Below are 10461 nucleotides of genomic sequence, written 5' to 3' on the forward strand. Positions count from 1 at the left end.
AGGCCCCCCGGATCGCGCCCTCGCCGCGCTCCGGGCCCTGACGGCTCTGCGGCTTCGGGACTTCGACGAGACGCTCGCGCGGGTGGCCGCGGGCGGTCCGCGCGACCTCCGCCGCGCCGCGCTGCGCGCCCTCGTCGAGGCCCGCCCGCGGCTGAACGAAGGGGCGTTCGCCTTCCTTCTTTCCGAACTCGCCCCGGAGGCCGATCCGGCGGCGCGGCTGGCGGCCGGGGAGATCCTGAGCCGCGCGCACCTGACGGGGACCCAGGCGGTGCGCGTCCTGCGCGCGCTCCGCGGAGACGCGCTCCTTTCGCCGGGGCTGGTTCTGTCGGGCCTCCGGGATCCGGCCGGGGCGGAGGCGGATCTTCTCACCGCGATGCGCGAGGCGATCGAGGCCGGCTGGCGCCCGCCGGAGCCGGAACTCGAAGCGATTCTTCTGAAGTTTTCTCCGGAGGCCCGGGAGCGGGCCGGACCCGTCCGGGAGGCCCTTCGCCGCGCACGCGAGGATGTCCGCGCCCGGCTGGCTCGGTACGAAGGGCTTCTTTCCGGCGGAAACCCCGCCCGCGGGCGCGACGTCTTCTTCGGCCGCCGGGCCGGCTGCGGCGCCTGCCATGCCGTGGGGCGGGAAGGCGGAACCGTGGGACCCGACCTCACCCGGATCGGAGCCGTCCGGGCGGGCCGGGACCTTCTCGAATCCATCCTCGTTCCGAGCGCGACGTTCGCCCAGGGATACGAACCGTACCAGGCGAGAACCGCGGACGGGGACGTCTTTTCGGGAATTCTGGCGCGCCGGACGGAGGAGGGAATCGTCCTGCGCGACGCGGCGGGGGCCGAGACGGCGCTCCCGCGGCGGCGGATCCGGGACCTGCGCCGCGGCTCCGTTTCGATCATGCCCGAGGGCCTGGAGCGGAACCTTTCGGAGGATGAATTCCGGGATCTGCTGGCCTTCCTCCGGTCGCTCCGCTGAACGCTCCGTCCGGTTCGGGTTTCCTTGACACGGCCGGACGCCGCCGAGTATGTTCGGCCGAGGTCGCCGAAGACGAGTTTTTGATTCCCAAGGAGGCGTGTTATGGTGCGTCCGATCACGCTCTGCACCGCCCAGTGGGCCGACATCCCGCTCGAGAAGATGTGCCAGATGGCCAAGGAGTGGGGACTCGACGGCCTGGAGCTCAACACCTGGGGCCACTTCGACGTGGAGAAGGCCGTCAAGGACGACGCCCACGTGAAGGAGGTTCGCGGGCTGCTCGACAAGTACGGTCTGAAATGCTGGGCGATCGACGCCCACCTCGTGGGCCAGGCCGTCTGCGACCCGATCGACAAGCGCCATAAGGCGATCGTCCCCCCGAGCGTCTGGGGCGACGGCGACCCCGAGGGGGTCCGCCAGCGGGCCGCCAAGTGGATGATCGACTGCGGCCGCGCGGCCAAGAAGCTGGGCGTTTCGATCGTCAACGGATTCACCGGCTCCAGCGTCTGGGGCAAGCTCTACTTCTTTCCGCCCACCAGCCAGGCCGACATCGAAGAGGGGTACAAGGATTTCGCCAAGCGCTGGACACCGATCTTCGACGAGTACCAGAAGCTCGGCCTCAAGTTCGGCCTCGAAGTGCACCCCACGGAGATCGCCTACGACCTCTACACGATGGAGCGCGCGCTCAAGGCGGTCAACAACCATCCGGCCTTCTGCATCAACCTCGATCCGAGCCACTTCACGCACCAGTTCATCGACCCGGCGGAGTTCGTCTACCGTTTCGGCGACCGGATCATTCACGTCCACATGAAGGACTCCAAAGTGCGCCTGAACGGCCGCAGCAGCATTCTCTCCTCGCACCTCGATTTCGGCGATCCGCGCCGCGGCTGGGACTTCGTCACGGTCGGATACGGCGACGTGCCGTGGGACCGGCTGGTGCGGGCGCTCAACCACGTCGGCTACAAGGGGCCCCTCTCGATCGAGTGGGAGGATTCCGGCATGGACCGCATCAAGGGGGTCAAGGACGCGCTCGAGACGGTGCGGCGGTTCAACTTCGCCCCGGCCGGCCAGGCGTTCGACTCGGCGTTCCAGAAGTACTAGTCGGGGTTCGGTTCCGATCGCCCAATCGCCGGGAGGAAAGATGAGCAAGACGACCGGTTTCACCGCGATGGCCGGCCCGCGCGCGGAAAAGGAGGCGCCCCGCGTGGGCGTCGGCATGCTCGGCTACGCGTTCATGGGCAAGGCCCATTCGAACGCCTACAAGAAGATCCCCTACATCATGTATCCGCCCGTGGCGATCCCCGAGCTCGTGGCCATCTGCGGCCGCGACGAGAAGGCGGTGGCGGAGGCCGCCCGCCGGTACGGCTACCAGGGCTATTACACCGACTGGCGCAAGATGCTCGAGGACGACCGCATCAAGCTCTTCGACAACGGCGGGCCCAACGACGCCCACGCGGAACCCTGCATCGAGGCGGCCAAGGCCGGCAAGCACGTCTTCTGCGAGAAGCCCCTCGCCCGCACGGCCGAGGAGGCCAAGACGATGCTCGACGCCGTCCGGAAGTACAAGGTCAAGCACCAGTGCGCCTTCAACTACCGGTTCGTTCCGGCCGTCCGGCAGGCCTACGAGCTCGTCCGGAGCGGAAAGCTCGGAAGGATCTACCACTACCGCGCCGTGTACCTCCAGGAGTGGATCATGCCCCACTACGGCACGCCGCTCATCTGGAGGCTCCAGAAGAAGGTCGCCGGCTCGGGCGCCCTGGGGGACCTCGGAGCCCACATCATCGACCTGGGCCGCTTCCTGGTGGGCGAGGTGAAGTCCGTCTCCGCCCTCACGCGGACCTTCATCGAAGAACGGCCCCTGCCCGGAGGCAAGGGAAAGGGCAAGGTGGACGTGGACGACGCCTTCGTCGCCGTCCTCGAGTTCGACAACGGCGCGATCGGCACCGTCGAGGCCACGCGCTTCGCCGCCGGCCGCAAGAACTTCAACTGCTTCGAGATCAACGGCGAGAAAGGCTCGATCCGATTCAACCTCGAACGCCTCAATGAACTCGAGGTCTTCTGGGTCGGCGAGGAGCCCAAGGAGACGCAGGGCTTCCACAGCGCCATGATCACGGAGGGCTACCACCCCTTCATCTCGAACTGGTGGCCTCACGGGCACATCATCGGGTGGGAGCACGCGATGGTGCACGAGATCCACCACCTCCTGGACGCGATCGTCAACAACAAGGACGTGGCCCCCCACGGGGCGACCTTCGAGGACGGCTATCGCTGCGCCGTGATTTGCGACGCGATCCTGGAATCGGCCGCGAAGCGCAAGCACGTGGACGTGAAGTATTAGAAGGGCCGGCGCCCGGGGCGGAGCCCGTCCTCCGCCCCGGGCTCGGCCGGAATTCCTCCCCTAAAGCGAAGCCTGGAAGTCGAGAAGGACCCCCCAGTCCTCCCCTTCGTCCGTCAGTCCGATCGGAATCCCCGCCCCGAACCGGAAGCCGCGCTCCACCCACCGATACTCGGCGGCGGGCACGAGGCTCGCCTGCACCGACTCGCCCACTTCGCGCTGGAGATTCAGCCCCGCCAGCAGGCTCAGATCCGGCCCCCACGGAGTCACCTCCACCGCGGCGTTGGCCCCGTAGACGGTCCGCCGGTCCTCTTCGGCGCGCGCGAAGATTTCGGCGTGCAGCGTCACCCCGTCGAACGTCCAGGCCGCCGCGGCGAAGGGAATGAAGGCGCTGTTGTCGCCTCCCAGCCCCCGGTCCTCGTCGCCCGTCGTCAGCGTGGCCCGCAGCCCCAACGCCAGGGGAAACGGAACAAGATCCGGCGAAACCGCCCCTTTGAGCTCGAGCACCACGTCCCCCAGGCCCGATTCCCGGTCCCCCGGGTCCGGATCCACGGCCAGAAACGGAACCTCGATCTCTCCCGTCAGCCAGTCCGTGATTCCGAAGGCGATCTCCCCCGAAAGCCGGGCGATGTCCAGCTCCTCGTCGTCGTCCAGCTCAAGCGCCCCGGAGAAGAACACCACATCGACTTCCGCCACGTCCGCCGGCAGCGTGTACGCGGTCTTCAGCCGCACGACCTCCAGCTCCTCCGGGCGGTTCCCGCCGCGGCCCGCGGGCGGTTCCTGCGGCGGCAACAGCCCGGCTACGGCCCAAAAGACGAAAAAGGTCATGGGAAACCCTCCCCTCAAACACCATAGAGCCGCAGAGCCGCCGGATGTTACGTTCCCCGGCCGAAGTAACATTCCCGCGCGCCCCGGCTCAACGCGGTGGAAGAACCGCCTTCGAGCCCCGACTCCCCGGGGAGGTGAAGCCATGAACGCGCGCAAAGCCCTGTTCCCCGCGCTGCTGCTCGGCCTGACCGCCTGCCGCGGCATGGGGATCTTCGGAACCGAAGCCGCGCCCCGCAACGGCGAGGCGCCCGCCAACGCCGCCGTCCGGCGCTACCCGCGCTCCACGGAGGACGTCTGGTCCGCGGTGGCCGCCGCGATGCAGTCGCTCGATCTGCGCATCGAAAGCGACCGGCACGACGCCCTGGGCGGCGAGCTTGTGGCCCGCCGGGCCAACGACGAGCGCGTTTCCGTGCGAGCCCGGAGCCTCGACGAAGCCAGCACGCAGGTGACCGTCAGCGTCGGCGCCGGCGACCGGAATCTCGCCGAGATCGTCCAGAACCACATCGGACGGCATCTCGGAGGGGCCGGCGTCGCCCGCACGGGATTCTTCGGAGGAAGCACCCTGGAGCGCTCCTACGACGCCAACGTGGCCAAGGCCGTCATCGCCGCCGAGCGGGCGGCCGAGGAACTGGGCCTCGAGATCACGCATCGCGACATCCGCGACGCCTCGGCCGAAGTCGTCGCGCGCAAGGCCGGAGTGGGCCCCGTGCTCGTCCGCGTCGAGACCGCCGCCCGGAACGGCGACGCCCGCCGCAACGGAGATCGCGCCGCCGACGCCGAACGCGGCCCCGTCCGGGTGACCTTCGTGGCCGGAACGCGCCGCAGCGAGGAGAACGAAGCGCTGCTTCAGGACCTGAGAACGTCCTTCGAGAGGTTCCTCCGCTGAGGCCGGAGGAGCCCCCCGTTCGGGGAGGGGCCGGAGATGAAACGTGCCGCCGTCGCCGCGCTGATCCTGGCGCTGGCCGCCTGCGCGACTCCGCCGGCCCCCGCGAGGCGCGTGGACATCGTCGTGCGCAACACGACGGATCGTCCGCTCGACATCCATGCCCGGGCGGGCCTCTTCGGCCGGAGCCTGCGCCTGGCTCCCGGCCAGAGCTGGCGCGGCTGGGCCCTCCGCGACGCCCTGATCCGGGAAATCTCGATCGAGATCGTCGAAAGCGCCCCCTCCTCCCCCGGCGAAAGCCGGTAGCGCGCCCTCCGGAAACCGTTATATACTCTGACGGTTTCACAAAGGGGAGGAGAACCCGATGATCGCCACGCTCCTGATGCTCGCCCTGTCCGCTGCTCGCCAGGCCGGAGACGAGGGATGGATTTCGCTTTTCAACGGCAAGGACCTCTCCGGCTGGAAGGTGAGCGAGAACCCCGCCTCGGCCCGGGTCGAGGACGGCTGTCTGGTCGTCAACGGCCCGCGCGCCCACTGCTTCTACGTGGGCGAGGTCCGGAACCACGACTTCAAGGACTTCGAGTTCAAATGCGAGGTTCTCGTCAAGCCCGGTTCCAACTCCGGCATCTATTTCCACACCGCCTGGCAGGAAAAGGGCTGGCCGGAGAAGGGCTTCGAGGCCCAGATCTGCTCGAACGACTACAAGGACCCCCGCAAGACCGGAAGCCTCTATGCGGTCAAGGATCTGACCGAATCCCCCGTCAAGGACGGCGAGTGGTTCGAATACCACATCCTCGTCAAGGGCCGCCGGGTCGAAATCCGCCTCAACGGCAAGACCGTCAACGAATGGGTCCAGCCCGACGACTACGCCCCCAAGCAGTTCAAAGGGCGGATTCTGAGCTCCGGAACCTTCGCCTTCCAGTGCCACGACCCCAAGAGCGAGGTGCGGTTCCGCAACATCCGCGTCAAGCCGCTGGATTGACGAACGCCCCGGGGCGCCGCCGCCGGATGTTGCACCCCCGCGAAACTTTTCCTATGCTGTTTCCGCGGGGGCGGAATGGGTAAGAGCATCGTCTACTGCGACGGGTGCGGAAAAAGTCTGCCCGAAGACGAGTTCACCCGCGGCAAGGCGCACTTCGTGGACGAGCGCCCGTTCTGCGTCTCCTGCAAGCCCCTTCCCGAACCTCCGCCGGCCCGGCCCCCGACCCCCTCTCCGCTTCCGAAGAAAATCGCCACCAGCCGTATCTCCATTCCCGCCGCCGGCACGCGGAGAATCCCTCTGCCTCCCCGGCCGGCCCGCCGGCCCGCCGCCCGGACGATCGGAATCGCCGCGGCCGCCGCCGTCGCCGGAGGGATGATCCTCGTCCTGGCTCTTTCCGGGGGATCCTCCCGCGCGACTCCGGCCCCGCCCCCGCCGGCCCGGGAGCCCGCGCCCCGCCCGCCCTCGCGCGACGAGGCCGCCCGCGCCGCCGTCGAGGAACTCGAGCGCCTCGCCGCCTCCGGAAGCCCCGATGAAATCCTCCTGGCCTGCGACCGCGTTCGGCGCACGGTGGAGGGCACCCGCTACGCCCCACGCCTGCGCCAAGTCGAGGAGAACGCCCTCCGCCGCCGCGCGGAGCGCCGCACGGACGCCGACCGGTTCCTCGGGCAGATCCGGGAGCTGATCCAGGCCGACCGCGAGTTCACACGCCAGGCCGAACTCGAAGGCATGATCGCCGCCGCCCTCCGAACGTGGCCCGATCGCCGTGGAGACATCGACCTTCTGCGCGCCGACTACGAACGCCGGCGCGCGGAGGCCGCCCGCCGCGCCTCCCTCGCGGGCCACTGGAAGTTCGACGACGGAGGCGGCGATACCGCGACCGACGCGTCCGACTACGCCCACCACGCCCGCGTCCTCGGCGGACCCCAATGGACCACCGGCCGAATCGGCGGAGCCCTGCGCTTCGACGGCAAAGACGACGTCGTCGTCCTGCCCGGCGCCGCCCCGCTCAACCGCCTCCAGGAAGGAAGCTTCACCCTGGCCGCCTGGTTCAAGGCGCTCTCCGAACCGACCGGCCCGGACGGCGACAACCGCTCCGCCTACGCGATCGTCGTCAAGCAGGGCTGGCATGAAGGCTTGAGCTACCGGCCCGGCCGCACGTTCTACGCCGAGCACTGGCTGGCGGGAGACGTTTGGGTCCAGACGTCGGCCTCCGCCCCCTCGTTCGTCCCCGGAGCGTTCTTCCATGTGGCCATGGTGGTGCGCCGGGAAACCGGACGCCTGGAGCTCTACGTGGACGGGATTCTTCGCGGCTCCGCCTCCTTCACCCCCGGAGCCCCGACCCGGGACTACGGCGCGACCCCCTGGAGAATCGGCTGCGCCAATCCCGGCGCCGACAAGTGGGCCTGGCCCGCCCACGGGGTGATCGACGACGTCCGGCTCTACTCGAGGGCGCTTGCTCCGGAAGAAATCCTCGAGCTTCGCCGCGTCGCCAGCCAGTGATCATGTCGCCGCGGACATGAGCGCGGCGTCCGTGGCTTCGGCGGCCGAAAGCTCCGCGGAAATCCGCCCCGCCCGGAACACGAGGATCCGGTCCGCCTCCCTCACCTCTTCCATCTCCGAGGAAATGAGGATGATCCCCGCCCCTTCGGCCGCCAGGCGCCGCACGAGCGCCCGGATTTCCGCCTTGGCTCCCACGTCGACCCCCTTCGTCGGCTCGTCGAGCACGAGCGCCCGCGGACGCGTGGCCGTCCACCGGCCCAGCACCACCTTCTGCTGATTCCCGCCGCTGAGCTCCGACACGGGCTGGTCCGGACCCGCGCACTTGAGACTCAGGCGCGCGACGGCCTCTTCGACCGCGGCGCGGTCCGCGCCCCGCGGGATCATCCCCCACCGGCCCATCCGCGGGAGCGACGCCAGAGACAGGTTCTCCGCCACCGTCATCGAGAGAATCAGCCCTTCGATCTTGCGATCCTCCGGAACCAGGCCGATTCCGAGCGCCACCGCCTCCCGCGGGGACCGGATCCGCACCCGGCGCCCCTCCACGAAAACCTCCCCCTCCTCGGCCGGATCGATCCCGAAAAGCGCCCGCGCCGTCTCGCTCCGGCCAGCGCCCACGAGGCCGAACCACCCCAGGACCTCGCCCCGACGGAGCGAAAAGTTCACATCCCGGAATCCTCTCCCTCCCAACCCCCGAACCTCCAGCACCGGCGGCCCGGCCGCAGCCTCGGACGGAACCGCCGCCCCCTCCCCCGCGCCCGCCGTCCCGGTCAGAAGCCGGACGATGTCTTCTTTTCCCGCCTCGGGAAACCGCAGCGTCCCGGCGACCTCGCCGTCCCGCAGCACGGTGGCCCGGTCGGCGATGGCCCGCACCTCCTTCAGGCGATGCGAGACGAAAAGAATCGTCACCCCGCGCGCCCGGAGCTTTCGGAGAATGCCGAAGAGCGCTTCCGCTTCGCCCTCCGACAGGCTCGCCGTGGGCTCGTCCAGCGCCAGCACCCGGGGCTCGAACGCCAGCGCGCGGGCGATCTGGACGAGCTGCTTGCGCGCCACGGACAGGCGCTCGACCGGAACGAGCGGATCGCACGCCAGTCCGAGTTCTCCCAACCGGCGGCGGGTCTCCTCGAGCATCGACGCCCGGGCCCCCCACCGCCGCCCCAGAAACAGATTCTCGACGATCGAAAGATTGCCGAAAAGCGTGGTTTCCTGCGGCACCAGCCCGATCCCCCGCTCGTGCGCCTCCCGAGGAGAGCGCGCCCGGAGCGGGCGTCCGTCGAGCAGAATCTCCCCCTCGTCCGGTTCCACGAGCCCCGCCAGGATCTTCAGCAGCGTGGACTTCCCCGCCCCGTTGGCCCCGAGCACGGCGTGAACCTCGCCGGCGACCGCGGAAAAGCTCACGCCGCGAAGGGCGCGGACCCCTCCGAAGCGCTTCGCGATCCCCCGGAATTCGATGGCCGGCGCCCCCGGCATCCGCTCAGGGCCTCCCGTACCGCTCAAGCCATCTCTTCTTGAACGCTTCGAGGTTTTCGCGCGTGACTTCCTCGAGCGTGCCGGCGATCCGTCCTCCCGGGCCGGCCGCCACGGACTTGCCGTCGGCCATGTCCTTGAGGAGCCGCACGCTCATCTCCCCCCAGCCCCAGAGATCCTGCGCCAGGAGCATCTGACACTTGCCGCTTTCCAGATACTGCCACGCCTTCGGAAGCGCGTCGCAGGAGACGACCTTCACGCGCGCGGGATCCACCGCGTCCAGACCCTTGTCCCCGAAGAGCGCCCAGCCGCCCACGAGCACCAGCCCCGCCAGATCCTTGTAGGTGTTCACGGCGTCGGCGATCTGCTGGATCGCCTTGTCCTGGCGGTCGTCGCACTTCAGGACGTCGATCACCCGGATCTCCGGAAAGTGCCGGGCGAAGCACTCCTGGGCGCCCTTGACCCGTTGCGCGAGGTTGGGCGCGTCGGTCCCCGTCTGGAGGATCACCTTGCCCTTTCCGAGGAGATTCCCCAGGAAGTGGGCGAGCCGCTCTCCGCACTCGAGGTCGTCCGTGCCGAAGAAGACCCGCCGCTTCGAAGAAGGCGCGTCCGAGTCGAACGTCATCACCGGAATGCCCCGCTCCACGGCGTAATCGATCGACCGCCGCAGCGCGTTCTCCTGATCGACCGACACGGAAATGCCCGAAACGCCCTGGTCCGCCAGCTCCCGCACGAGCGCGGCCTGCCGGGCGGGATCGGAATCTTCCGGCGCCTGCCAGAGAATCTCGATCCGGCATCCCTCCCGGGCCTCGATCTCCCGCGCCGTCTTCTCCGCCGCGATCCGGCCGTAGTTGAAGACGTCGTTGGACAGCATCTTCGGAACGATCGCGAAGCGGTACCCGCGCCCTTTCCCGGAGTTGCCGCCCGAATCGCACCCCGCGACCGCCCCCAGGACGACGGCGCAGGCGAGAACCATGTTCCTCATGGACGCGCCCTCCCGAACCACCGGCGGGGCAGGGACCATCCCCGCCCCCACTGATCCACGGCCACCGCCAGAATGATCGCGGCCCCGTAGGCGATCTCAATGTACTCGCCCTTCACCTGGAACTGAAGCAGCAGCGTGTAGAGCACCCGAAGCGTCGCCGCCCCGAGGACCGCGCCGACGACCGATCCCTGTCCGCCGGAGAAGCGCACCCCTCCGAGGGCGCACGCGGCGATGATCTGAAGCTCGTAGCCGCGCCCGTTGGAGACGTGCGCCTGAGCGTAGTGAAGCGCATAGGCGCATCCGGCCAGGGCCGCAAAAAATCCCGCGACCGTGTAGACGCCGATCTTAATCCCCGTCACCGGAAGGCCCGCGAACCGCGCCGCCTCCTCGTTGCCGCCGACCGCGTACACGTAGCGGCCCCAACGGAAGCGCGCCAGCACGCCCGCCGCGGCCGCCGCCAGGACGATCAGCGTCTTGCCCGCATGCTCCCCGAGCGCCGCGAAAAAAGGCGAGGGCGCCTCCC

At 69.3% G+C, this 10461-nt stretch carries 11 protein-coding genes; 7 read left to right on the plus strand and 4 right to left on the minus strand.

Annotation, left to right across the window (positions count from 1 at the left end; genetic code table 11):
* From VNO22_05350 to VNO22_05360, 3 genes are all read left to right on the plus strand, one after another.
* The coding region (locus VNO22_05350) for a hypothetical protein (GenBank protein ID HXG60774.1) at positions 1-964 on the plus strand (964 nt) is incomplete at its 5' end.
* Positions 965-1066: 102 nt separating this feature from the next.
* Positions 1067-2062, plus strand: a complete 996-nt coding sequence (locus tag VNO22_05355; GenBank protein ID HXG60775.1) for a sugar phosphate isomerase/epimerase family protein — start codon at positions 1067-1069, stop codon at positions 2060-2062.
* 40 nt (positions 2063-2102) lie between these two features.
* Positions 2103-3299 carry a Gfo/Idh/MocA family oxidoreductase gene (locus VNO22_05360; protein ID HXG60776.1) on the plus strand — a complete coding sequence of 399 codons (1197 nt, stop codon included), beginning with the start codon at positions 2103-2105 and terminating at the stop codon, positions 3297-3299.
* A 60-nt stretch (positions 3300-3359) separates the two neighbouring features.
* On the opposite strand, the gene VNO22_05365 is transcribed toward VNO22_05360, so the two are convergent.
* Entirely contained in the window at positions 3360-4124 is a 765-nt protein-coding gene (locus tag VNO22_05365; protein HXG60777.1) for a hypothetical protein, read from the minus strand.
* A gap of 142 nt (positions 4125-4266) precedes the next feature.
* On the opposite strand from VNO22_05365, the gene VNO22_05370 reads away from it, so the two are divergent.
* From VNO22_05370 to VNO22_05385, 4 genes are all read left to right on the plus strand, one after another.
* A complete protein-coding gene (locus tag VNO22_05370; protein ID HXG60778.1) occupies positions 4267-5010 on the plus strand; it encodes a DUF3568 family protein in 744 nt (247 codons plus the stop codon).
* 36 nt (positions 5011-5046) lie between these two features.
* A complete protein-coding gene (locus tag VNO22_05375) occupies positions 5047-5313 on the plus strand; it encodes a hypothetical protein (protein ID HXG60779.1) in 267 nt (88 codons plus the stop codon).
* Between the two features lie 58 nt (positions 5314-5371).
* On the plus strand, positions 5372-5989 hold the full coding sequence (locus VNO22_05380; GenBank protein HXG60780.1) for a DUF1080 domain-containing protein: 618 nt from the start codon (positions 5372-5374) through the stop codon (positions 5987-5989).
* A 75-nt stretch (positions 5990-6064) separates the two neighbouring features.
* The gene (locus tag VNO22_05385; protein ID HXG60781.1) at positions 6065-7489 is read left to right on the plus strand and encodes a LamG domain-containing protein; all 1425 of its coding nucleotides are present in this window, start codon (positions 6065-6067) and stop codon (positions 7487-7489) included.
* On the opposite strand, the gene VNO22_05390 is transcribed toward VNO22_05385, so the two are convergent.
* The 3 genes from VNO22_05390 to VNO22_05400 all read right to left on the minus strand — a co-directional run.
* A complete protein-coding gene (locus VNO22_05390; protein HXG60782.1) occupies positions 7490-8983 on the minus strand; it encodes a sugar ABC transporter ATP-binding protein in 1494 nt (497 codons plus the stop codon).
* A complete protein-coding gene (locus VNO22_05395) occupies positions 8961-9938 on the minus strand; it encodes a substrate-binding domain-containing protein (GenBank protein ID HXG60783.1) in 978 nt (325 codons plus the stop codon). The genes VNO22_05390 and VNO22_05395 overlap by 23 nt, the downstream gene beginning before the upstream one ends.
* Positions 9935-10461, minus strand: a 527-nt coding sequence (locus VNO22_05400) for an ABC transporter permease (GenBank protein HXG60784.1), incomplete at its 5' end; no start/stop codon positions are given. The genes VNO22_05395 and VNO22_05400, both read right to left, overlap by 4 nt.

The organism is Planctomycetota bacterium (assembly GCA_035574235.1).
In the GTDB taxonomy this organism is placed as follows: Bacteria; Planctomycetota; MHYJ01; order MHYJ01; family JACPRB01; genus DATLZA01.

Excerpts from the sequence above, each read along its gene's own strand:
- VNO22_05375 (HXG60779.1), top strand. The coding sequence starts at position 5,047 with ATGAAACGTGCCGCCGTCGCCGCGCTGATCCTGGCGCTGGCCGCCTGC.
- VNO22_05370 (HXG60778.1), top strand. The coding sequence starts at position 4,267 with ATGAACGCGCGCAAAGCCCTGTTCCCCGCGCTGCTGCTCGGCCTGACC.
- VNO22_05360 (HXG60776.1), top strand. The coding sequence starts at position 2,103 with ATGAGCAAGACGACCGGTTTCACCGCGATGGCCGGCCCGCGCGCGGAA.
- VNO22_05385 (HXG60781.1), top strand. The coding sequence starts at position 6,065 with ATGGGTAAGAGCATCGTCTACTGCGACGGGTGCGGAAAAAGTCTGCCC.
- VNO22_05380 (HXG60780.1), top strand. The coding sequence starts at position 5,372 with ATGATCGCCACGCTCCTGATGCTCGCCCTGTCCGCTGCTCGCCAGGCC.
- VNO22_05365 (HXG60777.1), bottom strand. The coding sequence starts at position 4,124 with ATGACCTTTTTCGTCTTTTGGGCCGTAGCCGGGCTGTTGCCGCCGCAG.
- VNO22_05355 (HXG60775.1), top strand. The coding sequence starts at position 1,067 with ATGGTGCGTCCGATCACGCTCTGCACCGCCCAGTGGGCCGACATCCCG.
- VNO22_05395 (HXG60783.1), bottom strand. The coding sequence starts at position 9,938 with ATGAGGAACATGGTTCTCGCCTGCGCCGTCGTCCTGGGGGCGGTCGCG.